Genomic DNA, 18,533 nt, shown 5'->3' with positions numbered 1-18,533 from the left:
TCCCCTTACTGCCTGACCGCTCTGAGGAGCGATTAACGATGTTCGAGAGGTTCACCGACCGCGCGCGGCGGGTTGTCGTCCTGGCTCAGGAAGAAGCCCGGATGCTCAACCACAACTACATCGGCACCGAGCACATCCTCCTGGGCCTGATCCACGAGGGTGAGGGTGTCGCCGCTAAGGCCCTGGAGAGCCTCGGGATTTCACTTGAGGCGGTCCGTCAGCAGGTGGAGGAGATCATCGGGCAGGGCCAGCAGGCTCCGTCCGGTCACATTCCCTTCACCCCTCGTGCCAAGAAGGTCCTGGAGCTCTCGCTCCGCGAGGCCCTTCAGCTGGGTCACAACTACATCGGCACGGAGCACATCCTGCTCGGCCTGATCCGTGAGGGCGAGGGCGTCGCCGCCCAGGTCCTGGTCAAGCTGGGTGCCGACCTCAACCGGGTGCGGCAGCAGGTCATCCAGCTGCTCTCCGGTTACCAGGGCAAGGAGACCGCCGGCGCCAGTGGCGGTCCTGCCGAGGGCACGCCCTCGACGTCCCTGGTCCTCGACCAGTTCGGCCGGAACCTCACCCAGGCCGCTCGTGAGTCCAAGCTCGACCCGGTCATCGGGCGCGAGAAGGAGATCGAGCGGGTCATGCAGGTGCTGTCCCGCCGTACGAAGAACAACCCGGTGCTCATCGGCGAGCCCGGCGTCGGCAAGACCGCCGTCGTCGAAGGCCTCGCGCAGGCCATCGTCAAGGGCGAGGTGCCCGAGACCCTCAAGGACAAGCACCTCTACACCCTGGACCTCGGCGCGCTGGTCGCCGGCTCCCGCTACCGCGGTGACTTCGAGGAGCGCCTGAAGAAGGTCCTCAAGGAGATCCGCACCCGCGGCGACATCATCCTGTTCATCGACGAGCTGCACACGCTGGTCGGTGCGGGTGCCGCCGAGGGCGCCATCGACGCCGCGAGCATCCTGAAGCCGATGCTGGCCCGTGGTGAGCTGCAGACCATCGGTGCCACGACGCTCGACGAGTACCGCAAGCACCTGGAGAAGGACGCCGCGCTCGAGCGCCGCTTCCAGCCCATCCAGGTCGCGGAGCCGTCGCTGCCGCACACCATCGAGATCCTCAAGGGCCTGCGGGACCGCTACGAGGCGCACCACCGCGTGTCCATCACGGACGAGGCCCTGGTGCAGGCGGCGACGCTCGCCGACCGGTACATCTCGGACCGCTTCCTGCCGGACAAGGCGATCGACCTGATCGACGAGGCCGGTTCCCGGATGCGCATCCGCCGGATGACCGCGCCGCCGGACCTCCGCGAGTTCGACGAGAAGATCGCCGGCGTCCGCCGCGACAAGGAGTCCGCGATCGACTCGCAGGACTTCGAGAAGGCCGCCTCGCTGCGCGACAAGGAGAAGCAGCTCCTGGCCGCCAAGGCCAAGCGCGAGAAGGAGTGGAAGGCCGGCGACATGGACGTCGTCGCGGAGGTCGACGGCGAGCTGATCGCCGAGGTCCTCGCGACCGCCACCGGCATCCCGGTCTTCAAGCTGACCGAGGAGGAGTCGTCGCGTCTGCTGCGCATGGAGGACGAGCTCCACAAGCGGGTCATCGGCCAGGTCGACGCCGTCAAGGCGCTGTCGAAGGCGATCCGCCGTACGCGCGCCGGTCTGAAGGACCCCAAGCGCCCCGGTGGCTCGTTCATCTTCGCTGGCCCGTCCGGTGTCGGTAAGACCGAGCTGTCCAAGGCACTCGCGGAGTTCCTCTTCGGTGACGAGGACGCGCTGATCTCCCTCGACATGTCGGAGTTCAGCGAGAAGCACACGGTCTCGCGTCTCTTCGGTTCGCCTCCCGGTTACGTGGGCTACGAGGAGGGCGGGCAGCTGACCGAGAAGGTCCGCCGCAAGCCGTTCTCCGTGGTCCTCTTCGACGAGGTCGAGAAGGCCCACCCGGACATCTTCAACTCGCTGCTGCAGATCCTGGAGGACGGTCGTCTGACCGACTCCCAGGGCCGGGTCGTGGACTTCAAGAACACGGTCATCATCATGACGACCAACCTCGGCACCCGGGACATCTCCAAGGGCTTCAACCTGGGCTTCGCGGCCTCGGGCGACAAGAAGACCAACTACGAGCGCATGAAGAACAAGGTCTCGGACGAGCTCAAGCAGCACTTCCGGCCCGAGTTCCTCAACCGCGTCGACGACGTGGTCGTCTTCCCGCAGCTCACCCAGGACGACATCCTCACGATCGTCGACCTGATGATCGGCAAGGTCGACGAGCGACTCAAGGACCGGGACATGGGCATCGAGCTCTCCCAGTCCGCCAAGGAGCTGCTGTCCAAGAAGGGTTACGACCCGGTGCTGGGCGCGCGTCCGCTGCGTCGCACGATCCAGCGCGAGGTCGAGGACACCCTGTCGGAGAAGATCCTCTTCGGCGAGCTGCGCCCCGGTCACATCGTGGTCGTGGACACCGAGGGCGAGGGTGAGACCCAGACCTTCACCTTCCGCGGCGAGGAGAAGTCCGCACTGCCGGACGTTCCGCCGATCGAGCAGGCGGCCGGTGGGGCAGGCCCCAACCTGAGCAAGGAGGCGTGACCTCCGGGTCCGTCTGAGAACGCCCGATGGGGCCGGTGCTTTCGAGCACCGGCCCCATCGGCGTGTCCGGGACCGGTGCCCCGGCCGCGCTGTGTCCCGTCCGTCAGGACAGCTGGCCGTCGTAGTCCGGCAGCTTGTACGTCTTCTCGGCGTGCCCGCCCGACAGGTCGGTGGCGCTGTTGCCGATGTTCGCGATGATCGTGTAGCCCTTGGCCTCGACGGCCTTGCGCTGCGCGGTCTTGTAGGCGGCCACGTCCTTGAAGAGGTCGATGAAGCTGCGTACGTACAGGCCGGAGACCTGGTAGCCGACGTGCCTGAGGTTGTAGTCCGTCACCGACTTGATGATGTCCGGGCGGGCCGTGACGAAGAACAGGGCGACGCCGTGGTCCTGCGCGTACCTGGCCACGTCGAGGACGGGCGCGTTGGCCGGCGAGGGATAGCTGAAGCCGAAGTCGGTCTCCAGCGTGGTGTTGTCGATGTCGAAGACGATGGCCTGCTTCTCGCCCGCCGCCGCCCCGGCGATACGTTCCTTCAGATACGGCAGCGCCTCGGCCATGACGGCCCGGCAGTCGTTCTGCCAGGTGGCGTGGTCGACGTCGGCGGCGGCCGAGGCGGTCACCGCGGTGGTGGCCGACGCGGCCGGGGTGGCGGCGGCGGCCGGGCTCATCAGGGCCGCGGTGGCGGCCGTGGCCGCGACGGTCACGCCGATCAGACGCTGCAGGCTGCTTCCGGTCATGGGTGGGGGGTTCCTCTCGCATGGGAGCGCTGCGGGACATGGCTCGTGGTGCATGCTCACGGGCGTGTGGGGCCGGAGGGGGGCCACGAGATTACTGGCGGTAACTGTAGGGCGCCGAGGTGGGGTTGGGATAGGCCCGGGGTCTACAGGACGGTGTACGTCTTGGTGACGGTGTGGATGCCCGGGAAGAGCCGAAGGGTGTGTTCGGGCACTGCCGTCGCTTCCGGGGTGAGGACGAATGCGACAGAGGTCAGCCCGGGAAACAGAGCCGGAACTGCCGAAAGGTCTTCGAATCCGGTGAATTTCCGGAGGTGGAGGCGCTTGATACCGGGCAGAACAGGGCTTTCACCCCATGGAAGGGTGGCCCACTTGATGCTCAATTCCTCAAGTCCGGGCAGCCGTGCGACCTCTTCGTGGTCCTCGGGAGTGAGAGGTTCGACGAGGGTCCCGAAAGCCAGCGTCTTCAACGAGCGCATACGCCGCAGGCCGCGCAGTCCGGTGAAATGGAGGGCGTTCTTGGTGAATCGCAATGAGGTCAGCGGAAGCCGGGGGAGTGCGGCATCGAGGGATTCACCCTGGAGCGGTACGCCCGTGTCGAGTTCGCGCAGAGTGGCCGAGGCCGAAAGCGGTGCCAGCGCTTCCGGCTTTTCCAGGCCCGGCATGTGGTCCAGCGACAGTTGTTCCAGCGGCAGACCGGCGAGCGGGGTGAGGTCGTCGACATGGACGCTGCGGCTGATGTCCAGGCGCAGCAGCCGGCGCAGCGGGACGAGGGCGGTGAGGTCGGGGAGCCGGCTGTTGTCCCGGATCACGAGCAGCCGTGTGGTGTCCGCCCCGAGGCAGGCCGTCAGCTCCGCCGCCTCGATGTCGCCGATGACCTGGACACGCGGACGCCCGCCGAAGGAACGAAGAGCCCGCAGATGCCCCGCCGAGTGTGCCGTGAAGTACAGGTCCTCCTCCGGCAGGTGTGCGATCACGTCCGCCGCGTACCGCTCCGCGTCGAAGCGGTGCCACGTCCACGTCAGTTGGGAGCGGACCGACAGGGACGGGTGGGTGCGGAAGCGGGCCAGGACCGGGACGGCCGCGTCGGTGCCGATGAGGGACGCGGTGACGACGACCGCCCTGGCCTCCGCCTCGGACAGCCCCTCGGGGCCGGGCAGGAGTTCCAGTACGAGCGGGCCCACCGCGGCCAGCTCGCGGGCCTCCTCCGCCGTACGCGGTGGGATGAGTGTGGCCGCCTGCCCCTCCACGGCGGCCCGGACCTTCGGGTCCAGTTCCGTCGCGTGCTCCAGGCCGGCCAGGGCGAGCAGCCGGATGCGGGTGCCCCCGGCGGGCCCGGCCTCTCCGGCGGCGGCCAGCAACTGGGTCAGGAAGTCGGCGCGTTCGCGGGGCCGGGCGTGGGCGACGGCCATGCGGATCACGTCCGACCACTGGGAGTCGGCGGCGTTGCGCACGAGGAGCCCGAAGTCGCCGTCCTCCACCGCGGCCTTCGCGCCGAGGTAGTCCTGGAAGGTGCGGTGGACGAATTCCACGGTGTCCAGGGAGGGTTCGCGGAGCAGTCCGCTGCGCAGGAGGAGGTGGCGGTAGATCGTGGGGGCGTCCCCCTGGCTCGCGACGGCGGGCAGGGCGGGCAGGGCGTCCGCGATGAGGCGCTCGGCCCGTTCGCGGTCCATCTCCAGCCGGCCGTTGCGGATCAGCCAGTAGGCCAGGCGCTGGAGGAGCTGGATCTGGGGCAGTTCGGTGAGCCGGACGGTGTCGTGCGGGAGCATGTCCCGCTCCTGGTCGCGGCGCGCGAGGAGCATCGAGAGGGCGGCGTCGTACAACTCCTGGCGTCCGTGCGGCAGATAGCCGCGCCGGTCCCGGTGCAGGGCGCAGATCAGGGCGCACATCAGGGGGTTGGTGGCGAGCCGGCCGAGGTCGGGCTTGGTGCGGACGGCGTCGAGGAGCGAGGTCTCGTACGCGGCGAGGCGTTCGGTGTCGCGGTCGGCGTCCGGGGCGTCGACGCGGGCCGCGGTGTGCCAGCGCTCGACGAACGCCGTGACGTCGGCGCGGCTCATCGGGGAGAGCGCGAGTTCCGTGAAGCCGTCCGCGGCGAGCCAGTTCTCGCGTACGGCCGACGGGCGGGAGGTGACCAGCCACTGGTTGCCGGGGTAGGCGTCGAGCAGGTCGCGCAGCCAGCGGCGGGTCCGCTCACGGTCGGGTTCGGGGATCTCGTCGATGCCGTCGACGAGCAGCAGTGCGCGGCCCGCCGCCAGCACCCGGTCGGGCCAGCCGTCCGGCGCCGCGCCGTGGAAGGGCACGCGGGCGGCGGCGAGGAAGTCGGCGGGTGCGGGCAGCCCGTCGGGGCGGCGGACGAGCGTGCGCAGCGGCAGGACGAAGGGGACCCGGTCGCCGCGCTCGCCCCGTGCGGCCGTCACGGCGAGCCACTGCACCAGCGTCGTCTTGCCCGACCCGGCCACGCCCCGCAGCAGCACCAGGTCCTGCTCGGCCAGCACCTCTTCGGCGGACAGCGGGAGACCCGGTGCGCCGGGGACCCCGCCGTCCTCGTCGCCGGGGGCCGGGCGCAGGGCCTGGAGGGTGAGGTAGGCGGCGTCCAGCGGCCAGCGGTCGGGCGAGTTCACCAGGTCGATGCCGTAGATGGTGAGCTGGCTGTGCTTCGTCGCCGTGTACGCGAGGAAGCGCCGCTCGAACGCCGCGTCGCCCCCGCCGGGCAACGGCGTACGGGCGATCAACTCGTCCACCTTCGCGATCAGTTCGGCCTGCCTGCGCGTCTGCTCGACGAGCGTCCTCGCCACGAACGTCGAGCGCTGGGTGAAGAAGTGCAGGATGTGCAGACAGGCCGTGTCGAGCAGCCGCTCGTAGAACAGCGTGGCGTCGAAGCCGAGGTCCCGGTCGGGGCTCCCCGCGGTGTGGCGCAGATGCAGGGCGAGACCCGCGTGGCCCAGCGCCACGGCCTGTACGTCCGTCATGGTGAGGTCGCCGAGGGCGTGCAGGGTGTCGGCGAGGGCATGGACCACGGGCTGTTCCTCGTCGGCGGGGACGGGCCGTTCCACAGCGTCCTTGAGCGCCTGCGAGACCAGTTCGGCCGCGAGCCGGCCCACGTCCCGCTCGCTCAGTGTGCGCTGCTCGCCCCTGAAGGAGACGCGGGACGAGATGCGTACGGGCTTGTCGACCAGGCCCGCGCCCGGCCCCTCCGTCACGAAGAGTTTCCTGATGAGCGGCGTGGCCACGCTGGACGCCAGCCGCACGCCTACGGTTGCCGGTTCCATGGCGCTCCCCCGAGGGCATGGTGGGTGGTTGGCGGCTGTCAGCGTAACCGCCGGGCGTGCCCTGTCCGTGGGGCTCGGGACCGCTGATCTTGGCGTGACAAAAGCGGTGGCCGTTCCGGGTGGCGGGGCGGGAGGATGCGCGGTGTCCCGAACCGTTCGAGGAGGGAACCGCCATGGATGTCGACCGACCCGAAGTCCGCACGCAGGCCGGGGTGTTGAGGGGCGAGGCCGGGAAGGCGGGTACGGCGGTGTTCCGGGGGATCCCGTTCGCCGAACCGCCCGTCGGCGCACTGCGGTTCGGGGCGCCTCGGCCGCCGCGCGGCTGGGACGGCGTACGGGAGGCGACCGCGTTCGGGACACCGCCTCCGCAGTCCGCGGCGTTCGGCATGGACGCGCTCGCGCCCCCGGACACCGACGACGGCGACTGGCTGACCCTGAACGTGTGGACGCCCGATCCCGGCCCCGGCGCCGGACTGCCGGTGATGGTGTGGCTGCTCGGGGGCGCGTACGTCATCGGGATGTCGGGCCTGCCCGAGTACGACGGCGGGCGGCTGGCGGCGGAGGGCGTCGTGCTGGTGACGCTCAACTACCGCCTCGGTATCGAGGGGTTCGCCCAGATCGAGGGCGCGCCCGCCAACCGCGGGCTGCTCGACCAGGTCGCCGCGCTCGCATGGGTGCGGGACAACATCCGTGCCTTCGGCGGTGACCCGGACCGTGTCACGGTCTTCGGCGAGTCGGCGGGCGCGGGGTCGCTCGCCGCGCTGCTCTCGATGCCGCGCGCGGCCGGGCTCTTCCGGCGGGCCGTCACACAGAGCGTGCCCGGCCCGTTCCTCTCCGCCCCGCTCGCCGCGGACATCGCCGGGGAGTTCGCGGCGGAGCTGGGGCTGCGGCCGACCGCGGACGACCTGGCCACGGTCGCTCCCGGGCTGCTGCCCGCGGCCGCGGACGCGGTCGGGGCGCGGATGGAGCGGTACACGCACCGGTGGGGAGTGCTGGCGCACACGGCGATCCCGCTGGCGCCCGTGGTGGACGGAGACGTGCTGCCCCGCGCGCCCTGGGAGGCGCTCGCGGCCGGAGCCGCGCGTGACGTCGAGCTGGTGGCCGGGCATACGCGGGACGAGTACCGGCTCTTCATGGCACTCGACGGAACGCTCGGCGAGGGACTGACGGAGGACCGGGCGACGGCGGCACTGCGGACGTTCTCGCCCGGAACGGGCGGCTCGGGCGGCGAGGGCGGCTCCGGTGGCTCGGGTGGCGAGGAGGCGTACCGGAAGGCCTTTCCGGGGCTCGACGCGGCGGGGCTGTACGAGCTGGTCCACTCCGACTGGCTCTTCCGGATGCCGACACTGCATCTGGCCGAGGCCCAGCTCGCGGGCGGCGGCCGTGCCCACGTCTACGAACTGGTCTGGGAGGCGCCGGGCATGGGCGGGCTGCTCGGGGCCTGCCACGGGCTCGATGTGCCGCTGGTCTTCGGGAACCTGCGCGGCGGGCTGCCCGCGGTGCTGTTCGGGGAGGCGCCGCCCGACGCGGCGGAGGAGCTGTCGGCGCTGTTCCGGGCCGCGTGGACGGGCTTCGCGGCGGGGGAGGGGCCCGGGTGGCCGGCGTACGACGTCGATCGGCGGCCGGTACGGCTCTTCGACACGCGGCCGACCGTGACGGCGTACCCGGAGGAGGTCTCCCGGGAGCTGTGGCGGGAGCACGTCTTCGGGGCGTTGCCGCTGCTCGAACCGGGGGTCTGAGGGGGGAGGGGCTGTAGTCGCCGTCACATCCGGGGGCGCCGGGCGGGGCCGCCCGGTGACATGACGCACAGGCGTTTCGCGCCCTACTAGGGACGGTAGTGGCGGGTGCGAGGTGGACAAAAAGGACCTTTGGCCCTGGGGGTGGGTCCGAGGTCCTTACGGGTGGGCGGTGCGGGCGGCGGTGCGGGGTCGGGGCCGCGAGGGGCCGGTCTGAAGTGGGGGTAAACCAGACTTCCGACAGAAAACCGGGAGGTTTTCGTATTCGCCGGTGCTTCTGTCAAGGAGTCGGAAGTTCCGGGGTCAAGTACGACTTGAGGTCGTAGAAGAGGGTTTTGGGGGATCGCGGGAGTACGGGTTACCAAGGGATGACCCCCGCCCGGCGCACCGACAGCGCGCCGGGTGTGTCGTTGCCCGTCTCCCCGGAGGTAGTCCCCATGTCGCAGCGCATCACGTCCCGCATACCCGGCACGTCCCAGCTCCGTACCCGGGCGGCCGTCCTGGCCCTCGGCCTGGGAGTGTCGACCGCAGTCGGAGCCGGGGTCGCGGTCGCCGCGGACGCCAAGCCGAGCGCGGTCTCCCTGTCGAGCGCGGCAGCCGCCTCCGTGCAGGAGCAGGCCGCCGCCCAGGCGAAGGCCGCTCAGGCCAAGAGCAAGGCCGCCGCCGAGAAGGCGCAGGCCAAGAAGGCCGCGGCCAAGCCCGCCGCCGCGAAGACGGCCTCCTCCTGGGTCGACCCCGTCAAGAAGTACAAGCTTTCCGCGAGCTTCGCCCAGGCCGGCAACCTGTGGTCGTCCACCCACTCCGGCCAGGACTTCGCCGTCTCCTCCGGCACCCAGGTCGTCGCCGCCCACGGCGGCACCGTCGTGAAGACCGGCGGCAACGGTGCCGGCGACGGGCCCGCGTACGGCAACGCCGTCGTGATCAAGCACAGCAACGGTACGTACTCGCAGTACGCGCACCTGTCCCGTGTCGACGTGAAGCCCGGCCAGGTCGTCAAGACCGGCCAGCGGATCGCCCTGTCCGGCAACACCGGCAACTCCAGCGGGCCGCACCTGCACTTCGAGATCCGTACGACCGCCAACTACGGCTCGGCGGTCGACCCGGTCGCCTTCCTGCGCTCCAAGGGGCTCAGCCTCTGACGGACCTCAGGAGTCGTGCGGGCCCGAGTGTGCCCGTGTGACCAGTTCGATGGCGACCTCCAGGACGGCTTTGCGCTTGTCCTCGGGGTCGCCTTCCATGTCCTTGAGGGCGAACATCCCGGCGTGCATGGTGAACAGCGCGCTCACGCAGCGGACCTGGTCCGTCAGCGGGGCCTCGGGCTCCCTGATGATGTCCAGCATCTTGACCATGCGGTCCTTGAACGACTCGCCGATGCTCAGCTCGCGGACCGTCGCCTGGTTCTCCTGCATGAAGCGGAAGAGGGGGGCCGCGTCGGTCAGGGCCTGGCTGTACCGGCGCAGGAGTTCCTGCTTGGTGTCCAGGGAGCGGGGCTGGCTCTTGCCCCACTCGATCATCTCGTCCATCGGCCTCGTCAGATCCTCGAAGAGGCTGATGAGGATGTCTTCCTTGGTCTTGAAGTGGTAGTAGAGCGCGGCCTTGGTGACGTCCAGCCGTTCGGCGATCTCGCGCAGGGACGTCTTCTCGTAGCCCTGCTCGGCGAACAGTTCGACAGCCACGTCCTGGATGCGCTGGCGGGTGTCTCCGCGCCGCCGCTGCCTGCTGCCGCCCATCGTGGCCGCCCCTCGTCCTGGTCGCACGCCGCAGCGTGGGTAAAGAAAAACTTACTTGACGCCCGGCTAGTTACGGGTCTACTTTCCCCAGTGTAGTCAACTTGCCGGTCGGCAAGTAAGTGGCAATGAAGTGCGGTACCCAGGGGAGTGGGCAGAGTGGCGGACACCAGGACGGCCGGAGCGGCCGGAGCAGCGGATGAGGCGGAGCCGGCGGACGCGGTGCCGGGGTCGGCTCCGGCTTCGGCTCCGGCTCCGAACGGGTCGGAGAGGCCGCGCAGGCCGCGTAGGCCGATCAAACCGATGAAGGCGGCGAAGCCCGCCAAGTCGGCCGGGTCGGCGAAGCCGGCCGAGCAGGGGGGAGCGCCGGCGAAGTCCGCGGCGGCGTCCCAGGCGTCGGCAGCGGCGGCGACGGCGGACGCCGTGGGTGCCGTGAGCGGCGCGGATCAGGGCAAGCAGCCCAGGAGCGTACGCGTCGTCCTGATGGCGCTGATGATCGCGATGATGCTCGCGATGCTCGACAACATGATCATCGGCACCGCGATGCCGACCATCGTGGGCGAGCTCGGCGGCCTGGAACACCTCTCCTGGGTCGTCACCGCCTACACGCTCGCGACCGCCGCCTCCACCCCGATCTGGGGCAAGCTCGGCGACATGTACGGGCGCAAGGGCGTCTTCATGACGTCCATCGTGCTCTTCCTGATCGGATCGGCGCTCAGCGGAATGGCCCAGGACATGGGCCAGCTCATCGGGTTCCGCGCGGTCCAGGGACTCGGCGCGGGCGGCCTGATGGTCGGCGTCATGGCGATCATCGGCGACCTGATCCCCCCGCGTGAACGGGGCAAGTACCAGGGCATGATGGCCGGAGTGATGGCCCTCGCCATGATCGGCGGCCCGCTGATCGGCGGCACCATCACCGACAACTGGGGCTGGCGCTGGTCCTTCTACATCAACCTGCCGCTCGGCGTCATAGCCCTGATCGCCATCAGCGCCGTACTGCATCTGCCCAAGAAGCGGGTGGACGCGCGCATCGACTACCTGGGCGCCGGGCTGCTCACCGTGGGCATCACCTCGATCGTGCTCGTCACCACCTGGGGCGGGACCGAGTACGCCTGGGACTCCGCGCGGATCATGGAACTGATCGGCATCGGGGTCGCCGCGCTCATCGGCTTCCTGTTCGTGCAGACCAAGGCCGCCGCGCCGATCATGCCGCTGCACATCTTCCGCAGCCGCAACTTCACGCTGATGTCCGTCGTCGGATTCGTCGCCGGGTTCGTGATGTTCGGCGCCGTGCTGTTCCTGCCGCTGTACCAGCAGTCGGTCCAGGGCGCGTCCGCGACCAACTCCGGACTGCTGCTCCTGCCCATGCTCGGCGCGATGCTCGTGACCTCGATGGTCGCCGGACGGGTGACCACCAGCACCGGGCGGTACAAGGCCTTCCCGATCGTCGGCAGTGCGCTGATGGTGGTCGGCCTCTACCTGCTGTCGCTCATGGACACCGACACGTCGCGGCTGACGTCCGGTGTGTACATGGCCGTGGTCGGTGCGGGCATGGGCTGTCTGATGCAGATCACCATGCTCGTGTCGCAGAACAGCGTCGAGATGAAGGACATGGGCGTCGCGTCGTCCAGCACCACGCTGTTCCGCACGCTCGGCTCGTCCTTCGGCGTCGCCATCATGGGCGCGCTCTTCAACCACCGCGTCCAGGACGTGATGGCCGAGCGGGCCGGGGCGCTCGGGTCCAAGGTGACCGAGCAGTCCGCGCAGCTGGACGCGGCGAGCCTGGCGAAGCTGCCGGTGGCCGCGCGGGAGGCGTACCAGCACGCTGTCGCGTCCGGGACGCATTCCGCGTTCCTCCTCGGGGCGGTCATCGCGGTGGTCGCGCTGGTGGGGGCCGTGTTCGTGAAGGAGGTGCCGCTTCGGGGGGCCGGTGCGGGTGCCTCCGGCGGGGAGAAGTCTGTGGAGACGGTCTGAGTCCTGGGGACTCGACGCCGGCCTGACGGCCCCTGGTTCCGGACGGTGTCCGGGGCTGGGGGCCTTTTCCTTCGCCCCCGCCGCCCCTACCCGTTCCCGTCACAAACTCAGGGGCTCCGCCCCCGAACCCCCGTTCCTCAAACGCCGGAGGGGCTGGGGGGTGGGTGCTGGAGGGGCTGGGTAGGAGCGGAGGGTGGGCAGAGGCTGGATGCCAAGGCGCGCGGCCGGCCTGAAAATCGGGGCGCAGCCCCATTTTCAGGGGCGCGGGGAACTGCGCGGCCGGCCCCCACCGGGCCGCAGCCGAGGCCGGACACCCCTGAGCCCGTCCGGCGTTTGAGGACAAGCGCGTCAGCGGTGCAAGCGCGGCCGGCCCCCACCGGCCCGCAGACGAAGGCCGATCCCGTCTCTCAGCCCGTCCGGCGTTTGAGGACAAAGAGGGGGACGGGCGGCGGCAGCCCCCGGGAAGGTCACTCCGGCAGCATGGGGTAGCTGCCCGTGTTCGTCGGGGCGTGTTCCGGGAGCCAGAGCACCGCGACCGCCCCCTCCGCCGGCACCCCCTCAGGCGCCCCCACCGCCCGCACGTTGCGAAACGTGAGCCGCGCCCCCAGCACCCGCGCCTGCCCGGCCGCGATCGTGAGCCCGAGCCCGTGCCCGTGCCCCGCCCGGTCGCTGCTGCCGGTGCGGAATCGGCTGGGGCCGTCGGCCAGGAGCGCGTCGGGGAAGCCGGGCCCGTGGTCGCGGACCCGGATGACCCGGCCCTCGACGGTGACCTCGATGGGCGGCTTGCCGTGCTTGGCGGCGTTGACCAGCAGGTTGATGAGGACCCGTTCCAGGCGGCGCGGGTCGGTCGTCACCGCCGACTCGTGGACCACGCGGACAAGGATCTCCGGGTCCCGCGCGATCACCCGCCGGGTCACGAACTCGCCCAGCAGGATGTCCTGCAACTCGGCTCGCTCGGACGCGCTGTCCAGCCGGGCCACCTCCAGCACGTCCTCGACCAGTTGCCGCATGGCCTGCGCCCGGTCCCGTACGAGCTCGGTGGGGCGTCCCGGCGGCAGGAGTTCCGCCGCGGTGAGCAGTCCGGTCACCGGGGTGCGCAGCTCGTGCGCGATGTCCGCGGTCACCCGCCGTTCCGCCTCGATGCGCTGCTGCAACGCGTCCGCCATCGCGTCCACGGCCCGCGCGAGGTCGTCGGTCTCGTCGCGTACGACCCCGCCGATGGAGTCCCGTACGCGCACGTCCGGTTCGCCCTGCGCGACCCGCCGGGCCGCCGTGGCCGCCTTGCGCAGCCGCCGTGAGAGCTGGCCGCCGATGAGGACGCCGAGCGCGCAGCCGCCGAAGACGACCGCGATCGAACCGATGAGCAGGGCCTCGTCGAGATCCTTGAGGACGGTCGTGCTGCGGTCGGTGAAGTTCGTGTGCAGGGACAGGATGCGGCCGTCCTTGAGCGGTACGGCCGCCCAGATGTCGGGCACGCCGTCGGAGTGCTCCGTCACATAGGTCGCCCGTCGTCCGGCCGTCGCCTTCGCCAGCAGGTCCTTCGGCAGGGCGGGGTCGTCGATCCGGACGCCGGGGAAGTTCGGCCGCCCGGAGGCCTCGTAGTTCCGCTGCGCGATCTGGACGCGTTCGTCGGCGAGGTCGCGCGCGTTGTCGAGCATGGAGACCCGGGCGGCGTTGTGCACGACCAGGCTCAGCGCGACGGCGACCAGCGCTCCGACCGCCGCGATGGCGGCGCTCAGCTTCCAGCGGATCCCCGTACGCGGCATCAGGCGCCCGAGTCTCTCGCGCCGCCCGGCCGCACCTGCCCGCCTGTGCACTTCTGCGTCCACGCCCCGCCCATCATGCCCGTGCCCGTGCCCGTGCCCGTGCTCGTGACCGTCCTCGCCGAACTCGCCCTGCCCGTCGGCCGGGTTGCCGCTCGTCCCCCGCATCGTCCGCTCCGCTCAGGCCTTCAACTTGTAGCCGAAGCCGCGGACCGTCTCGATCCGGTCCTGGCCGATCTTCGTACGCAGCCGCTGCACATGGACGTCGACGACGCGGGTGTCCCCGCCCCAGCCGTAGTCCCACACCCGCTCCAGCAGCTTGTCGCGCGACAGGACCGTACCGGGTGACGACGAGAACTCCAGGAGCAGCCGCATCTCGGTGGGCGTCAGCGACACCGGGGCGCCGCCCCTGCGCACCTCCATGCCCTCCGTGTCGATCTCCAGCTCGCCGGAGCCGGAGCCCGTGCCGAAGGTCAGCACACCGCTGCCGTGCTCGGCCGACGCACCGTCGCCGCCGTCGGTGGCGCGCGGCCCGCTCGCGTGTCCGAAGCGCCGCAGCACGGCCCGGATGCGCGCGACCAGCACGGCCCCGTCGAAGGGCTTGGTCACGTAGTCGTCGGCGCCCGCCTCCAGGCCCAGGACGACGTCGATGGAGTCGGCGCGGGCCGACAGCATGATCACGGGGACGGTCGACTCGTCGCGGATCCGGCGGCACAGCGACACCCCGTCGAGGCCCGGCACCATCACGTCGAGGAGTGCGATGTCGGGCCGGTCGGCCCGGAACGCCTCAAGTCCCGACAGCCCGTCGGGCATGGCGGTGACCACGAAGCCGTCGCGTTCCAGCGCGAGTTGGGTGGCCTCGCGGATGACGTCGTCGTCCTCCACGAACAGGACATGGGTCTGCTCTGCCATCCGGGTGCTCTCGTCTTCTCGGTCTGTCGGTCCATTGCGACTTGCTTGTGCGGTTGTGCGGTGTGCGGTTGCACGGTTGCGTGGTTGTGCGATGGCGCGGTGCGGGGCTACTGATCGGTGGGGGCCGCGGACTCGCCGCCCACCACCTTGCTGTAGTCGTTGTGCGTCCTGGCCCGCTCGGTGAACCGGGTCGCCGTCCAGTGGTACGTGATCACTTCCTCGCCGGACGGATACGTCACCGAGTCGTCCTTCTCGTACACCTGCTGGGTGATCACCAGGTCGCCGCGGTCGATCTCCGCGTACACCGGGGGCTCCTCGGCGCGGAAGACGTTCTTGTACCCGTCGCCGTCCTCGCGGTACACGTACGAGCCGACGCCGACCGCGTCCCCGCAGGTCATCACGTTGATCACGACGTCCGCTGCGGAACCGCCGGTGAGGTTGCCGTATGACACGTCGACCGGGTACTCGTCGCCGACGCACGGCTTCAGGTCGCGCTTGACCGCCGTACTGACCCCGGGGTCGGCCCTGACCATACGGACCGCGTCCACCCGGTCGGGAGTGGCCGGGGCCGGGGCCGGGAGCGAGGCGGAGGGGGCCGCGTCCCGGGCGCTTCCGGCGGCCGAGTCGGAGAGGGCCGGGCCCTCGTCCCGGGCGCCGGTGCCGCCCGTACCGCAGGCGGACACGGAAAGGCCGAGGGCGGCGAGCACGGCCGCTGCCGTGATCACCGCCTTCCGGACCTCACGGGCCCGCGGAGCCTCAGGGTCTAGGCCGCGCAACGCTCCCGCTCCTCACGCTCCGGCACGCGTACGCCGAGCTCGTCGTTCTCGTCGGACGCCCGGCGCTCCAGCTCCTCGCGGAGCCGGGCCAGCGCCCGGTGCAGGGTGCTCTTGACCGTGCCGGCCGACATGCCGAGGGCGGCGGCCGTCTCCTCCGTGGACATCTGCTCCCAGTGTCGCAGCACGACGACGCTGCGCTGCTTGGGAGCGAGCACCTTCATGATGTCCATCAGGAGCGCGCGGTCCGCGTGCTGCTCGGTGGAGTCGTCCACGCTCGCGTCCGGCAGCTGCTCGGTGGGGACCTCCTCCAGCTTGCGGGCCCGCCACCACTCCGTACGCGTGTTGATCATGACGCGGCGCAGATAGGCGTCGGCGAGGCGCTTGTCCGCGATGCCGTCCCAGCGTCCGTACGTCCGCACCAGCGCGGTCTGCAGGAGGTCCTGGGCGTCGACGGGGTCGGGGACCAGGCGGCGTGCGCTGCGCAGCAGCGCGTCCTGCCGGGTGCGTACGTACTCTTCGAATTCGAGCACCTCGCCGTGCGCCATTTCAACCGCCTCCGTCCCCGTTCCGACCTGGTTGCTGCCGGGTGTCCGTTGCCTGCCGTACCGCTGGTCCGCGGTACAGCACTGAAGTTACGGAGCTGTTGTCACGGGGTTGTCCGAGCGAGCATGCGACGAGCGCTCGGCTGTCCATAGGTTGTGTAACGGAAGTAGGGCCTGGGTAAGACGAGATGCCGACTGGGGCGGGTACGAGGCGTTTTGCCCGCCGCGGCTCTGTCACCGAGCTCGGTGAAGCCTGTGGGTCAGCTCTGCGGGAGCCGGTACAGACCGCCGGCGAGCGGTTCGACCAGTCCGTCGGAGACCAGGCCGTCCAGGGCGCGGGCCCGCTGCACCGGCTCCTCCCAGACACGGTCGAGAGCCGACTGGGGTACGGGGGTGACCGCCTCGCGCAGTACGGCGAGCAGCCGGCCGCGCACCTGCCGGTCCGTACCCGCGTAGGTCTGGCCGCGCCGCGGCGGTCCGTCGTGCGCGGGCTTCCCGGCCAGCCGCCAGGCGCACAGGGCGGCGATCGGGCAGCGTACGCACGTCTCGTTCTTCGCCGTGCAGACGAGCGCGCCGAGCTCCATGGACGCGGCGGCCCAGAGCGCGGCCGTGCGCTCGTCGTCGGGCAGCAGCGTGCGGGCGAGCTTGCGCTCGGCGGCGGTCGTCGCGTTCGGCGGGTACTGGACGCCGGTGACGGCCCGCGCGAACACCCGCCGCACGTTCGTGTCGAGGACGGCGTGCCGCTGTCCGTACGCGAACGAGGCCACCGCCGCCGCCGTGTACTCGCCGATGCCGGGCAGCGCGAGCAGCTGCGCGTGCTCCGTGGGTACGTCGCCGTCGTGCCGCTCCGTTATGGCGACCGCGGCGCCGTGCAGACGCAGGGCGCGGCGGGGGTAGCCGAGGCGGCCCCAGGCGCGGACGGCCTCGCCCGGCGCGTCCTCGGCGAGATCGGCGGGGCGCGGCCAGCGGGCCATCCACTGCTCGTACACCGGGAGCACGCGGCTCACCGGTGTCTGCTGCAGCATGAACTCGCTGACCATCACTCCCCACGGACCCGCGTCGGGCCGCCGCCAGGGGAGGTCGCGTGCGTGCTCCTCGAACCAGTCGATGACGGGGGCGTGGAGGTCGTCGCCGGCGGTTTCGTCGCCGACGGGCCCGCGGCTGTCGGCCTGGGCGGGGGGCGTGGGTTTCGTGGGCGCAGTCATGGCACGGCGATTCTTCCATGCGGGGGTGTGCGGGGAGGTTTGGTCGGGGGTGCGTCGTGTGTTGGGTGCGGGGCGGTGGGGGCTTGTCGCGCAGTTCCCCGCGCCCCTGAAAGCTGCCCCCGGGGGCAGCCCCAGGGGGCCTCGAAGCCGCCCCCGGGCTGATGATCGGAAAAAGTTGGGGCCGTTGACGGCGGGTGAGGCCAGTGAACTCCCCGATCTCTCGTACAGTTTGCGCCGTGGGATCACTGCGCAATCCGGTCGGGCCGCTTCCCTCCTCCATCTACTGGCGACGGAGGGCCATTCTGGCGTCCATGTTCGCCGTGATGGCCCTGTTGGTCACCTGGGTGGTGACCTCCGACGGAGGAGGCGGCGGCAAGAACGACGCCGACGGGTCCAACGGCAAGAACCCCACCGCGTCGATCACTCCCGGCCCCTCGGACTCGGAGTCCGCGATCAGCCAAGCGCCGGGCGGGCGCGACGAGTCGAGCGACGGCGGTTCCGAGGGCTCGGGCGGCTCCGGCGGGTCCGGGGGCTCCGGCGGGTCGGGCGATTCCGGCGCGGGCGGGGCCGGTTCGGGTTCCGGCTCCGGCTCCGGGGGTGGCGGCGCGGACGACGGTGAGGGTGGCGGTGGCTCGGGCGACACGGTTCCGGCCGGGTCGAGCATCCCCAACTGCACGCCCGGCTCGGTGAAGTTGACGCTGCGCAGCGTCCACAACTCGTACACGCCCGACGAGAAGCCCACCTTCGAGCTGATCGCGAAGAATTCCTCGGGCAGTGACTGCAAGCTCGATCTCGGTCCGAAAAGCGCGGTGCTGACGATCACTCAGGCGAAGGGTGACGACCAGATCTGGTCCTCGGCGGACTGCCCGACGGGCGCGGCGAGTGTTCTGTTCCGCATCCCGGCGAACGATCAGGTCATCCGCACGGTCGAATGGAACCGCAAGGCGAGTGCGCCGCAGTGCGCGACGCCGCCGGCGCTTTCGGCTGCGCCGGGCACGTACCTGGTCGAAGCGAAGCCGGCGGGCCTGCCGAAGTCGCAGACGTCTTTCGTCCTGAAGAAGGACTAGCGCGGGCGCCTGCGGCGCGGATCGGCTGGGCTCGACATTCGGGTGCGGGCCCGGTGGGGGCGTGCCGCGCAGTTCCCCGCGCCCCTAAAACAGCGGGGCGCGCGGCAACGCAGTTCGCCACCCCCCCCATGCCTTTCGCCTCCAGGGACGCGAGGAACGGCGCGACCGGGCCGCACCCAAAACCCGAGCCCAGCCCCCACCGGCCCGCACCCGAAAGCCGAGCCCGGCCCCTGCTTTTAGGGGCGCGGGGAACGGCGCGACC

Annotated in this window: 13 protein-coding genes; 5 read left to right on the top strand and 8 right to left on the bottom strand. The window is 70.9% G+C overall.

Going from position 1 to position 18,533, the window contains the following annotated elements; translation table 11 throughout:
• Window positions 1-38: 38 nt before the first annotated feature.
• Entirely contained in the window at window positions 39-2,567 is a 2,529-nt protein-coding gene (locus tag ACFVH5_RS23560; RefSeq protein ID WP_385835630.1) for an ATP-dependent Clp protease ATP-binding subunit, read from the top strand.
• 103 nt (window positions 2,568-2,670) lie between these two features.
• On the opposite strand, the gene ACFVH5_RS23555 is transcribed toward ACFVH5_RS23560, so the two are convergent.
• Window positions 2,671-3,303 carry an HAD family acid phosphatase gene (locus ACFVH5_RS23555; RefSeq protein ID WP_385835628.1) on the bottom strand — a complete coding sequence of 211 codons (633 nt, stop codon included), beginning with the start codon at window positions 3,301-3,303 and terminating at the stop codon, window positions 2,671-2,673.
• 143 nt (window positions 3,304-3,446) lie between these two features.
• Entirely contained in the window at window positions 3,447-6,569 is a 3,123-nt protein-coding gene (locus ACFVH5_RS23550) for an NACHT domain-containing protein (protein WP_385835626.1), read from the bottom strand.
• 173 nt (window positions 6,570-6,742) lie between these two features.
• Between ACFVH5_RS23550 and ACFVH5_RS23545 the strand changes: the two genes are divergently transcribed.
• Window positions 6,743-8,308 carry a carboxylesterase/lipase family protein gene (locus tag ACFVH5_RS23545; RefSeq protein WP_385835624.1) on the top strand — a complete coding sequence of 522 codons (1,566 nt, stop codon included), beginning with the start codon at window positions 6,743-6,745 and terminating at the stop codon, window positions 8,306-8,308.
• Between the two features lie 434 nt (window positions 8,309-8,742).
• The gene (locus tag ACFVH5_RS23540; RefSeq protein WP_385835622.1) at window positions 8,743-9,444 is read left to right on the top strand and encodes a M23 family metallopeptidase; all 702 of its coding nucleotides are present in this window, start codon (window positions 8,743-8,745) and stop codon (window positions 9,442-9,444) included.
• A gap of 6 nt (window positions 9,445-9,450) precedes the next feature.
• Here ACFVH5_RS23540 and ACFVH5_RS23535 read toward each other — a convergent pair whose 3' ends face one another.
• Window positions 9,451-10,035 (bottom strand): TetR/AcrR family transcriptional regulator, encoded by a 585-nt coding sequence (locus tag ACFVH5_RS23535; protein ID WP_384801706.1) that lies wholly within the window; start codon window positions 10,033-10,035, stop codon window positions 9,451-9,453.
• Between the two features lie 300 nt (window positions 10,036-10,335).
• Here ACFVH5_RS23535 and ACFVH5_RS23530 point away from each other — a divergent pair, with 300 nt between their 5' ends.
• Window positions 10,336-12,006 (top strand): MDR family MFS transporter, encoded by a 1,671-nt coding sequence (locus ACFVH5_RS23530; RefSeq protein WP_385835620.1) that lies wholly within the window; start codon window positions 10,336-10,338, stop codon window positions 12,004-12,006.
• 467 nt (window positions 12,007-12,473) lie between these two features.
• Here ACFVH5_RS23530 and cseC read toward each other — a convergent pair whose 3' ends face one another.
• From cseC to ACFVH5_RS23505, 5 genes are all read right to left on the bottom strand, one after another.
• The gene (gene cseC / locus ACFVH5_RS23525; protein WP_385835641.1) at window positions 12,474-13,772 is read right to left on the bottom strand and encodes a two-component system sensor histidine kinase CseC; all 1,299 of its coding nucleotides are present in this window, start codon (window positions 13,770-13,772) and stop codon (window positions 12,474-12,476) included.
• 177 nt (window positions 13,773-13,949) lie between these two features.
• Window positions 13,950-14,681 (bottom strand): two-component system response regulator CseB, encoded by a 732-nt coding sequence (cseB, locus tag ACFVH5_RS23520; RefSeq protein WP_385835619.1) that lies wholly within the window; start codon window positions 14,679-14,681, stop codon window positions 13,950-13,952.
• A 107-nt stretch (window positions 14,682-14,788) separates the two neighbouring features.
• Complete coding sequence (locus tag ACFVH5_RS23515) at window positions 14,789-15,457, bottom strand: hypothetical protein (RefSeq protein WP_384801715.1); 669 nt, start codon at window positions 15,455-15,457, stop codon at window positions 14,789-14,791.
• Window positions 15,445-16,002 (bottom strand): SigE family RNA polymerase sigma factor, encoded by a 558-nt coding sequence (locus ACFVH5_RS23510; RefSeq protein WP_107022359.1) that lies wholly within the window; start codon window positions 16,000-16,002, stop codon window positions 15,445-15,447. The genes ACFVH5_RS23515 and ACFVH5_RS23510 overlap by 13 nt, the downstream gene beginning before the upstream one ends.
• Window positions 16,003-16,259: 257 nt before the next feature.
• Window positions 16,260-17,204, bottom strand: coding sequence for an A/G-specific adenine glycosylase (locus tag ACFVH5_RS23505; RefSeq protein WP_385835618.1), 945 nt, complete (start codon window positions 17,202-17,204; stop codon window positions 16,260-16,262).
• A gap of 236 nt (window positions 17,205-17,440) precedes the next feature.
• Between ACFVH5_RS23505 and ACFVH5_RS23500 the strand changes: the two genes are divergently transcribed.
• On the top strand, window positions 17,441-18,271 hold the full coding sequence (locus ACFVH5_RS23500) for a hypothetical protein (RefSeq protein ID WP_385835617.1): 831 nt from the start codon (window positions 17,441-17,443) through the stop codon (window positions 18,269-18,271).
• The last annotated feature ends 262 nt before the right edge of the window (window positions 18,272-18,533 follow it).

This window comes from Streptomyces sp. NPDC127119, assembly GCF_042677425.1.
Lineage (GTDB): Bacteria > Actinomycetota > Actinomycetes > Streptomycetales > Streptomycetaceae > Streptomyces.
The sequence above is the reverse complement of the archived record's forward strand: the minus strand, read 5'-3'. Positions and strand labels throughout refer to the sequence as shown.

Coding starts and splice junctions, on each gene's coding strand:
- ACFVH5_RS23560 (WP_385835630.1), top strand. CDS start 39: ATGTTCGAGAGGTTCACCGACCGCGCGCGGCGGGTTGTCGTCCTGGCT.
- ACFVH5_RS23555 (WP_385835628.1), bottom strand. CDS start 3,303: ATGACCGGAAGCAGCCTGCAGCGTCTGATCGGCGTGACCGTCGCGGCC.
- ACFVH5_RS23550 (WP_385835626.1), bottom strand. CDS start 6,569: ATGGAACCGGCAACCGTAGGCGTGCGGCTGGCGTCCAGCGTGGCCACG.
- ACFVH5_RS23545 (WP_385835624.1), top strand. CDS start 6,743: ATGGATGTCGACCGACCCGAAGTCCGCACGCAGGCCGGGGTGTTGAGG.
- ACFVH5_RS23540 (WP_385835622.1), top strand. CDS start 8,743: ATGTCGCAGCGCATCACGTCCCGCATACCCGGCACGTCCCAGCTCCGT.
- ACFVH5_RS23535 (WP_384801706.1), bottom strand. CDS start 10,035: ATGGGCGGCAGCAGGCAGCGGCGGCGCGGAGACACCCGCCAGCGCATC.
- ACFVH5_RS23530 (WP_385835620.1), top strand. CDS start 10,336: ATGAAGGCGGCGAAGCCCGCCAAGTCGGCCGGGTCGGCGAAGCCGGCC.
- cseC (WP_385835641.1), bottom strand. CDS start 13,772: ATGCCGCGTACGGGGATCCGCTGGAAGCTGAGCGCCGCCATCGCGGCG.
- cseB (WP_385835619.1), bottom strand. CDS start 14,681: ATGGCAGAGCAGACCCATGTCCTGTTCGTGGAGGACGACGACGTCATC.
- ACFVH5_RS23510 (WP_107022359.1), bottom strand. CDS start 16,002: ATGGCGCACGGCGAGGTGCTCGAATTCGAAGAGTACGTACGCACCCGG.
- ACFVH5_RS23505 (WP_385835618.1), bottom strand. CDS start 17,204: ATGACTGCGCCCACGAAACCCACGCCCCCCGCCCAGGCCGACAGCCGC.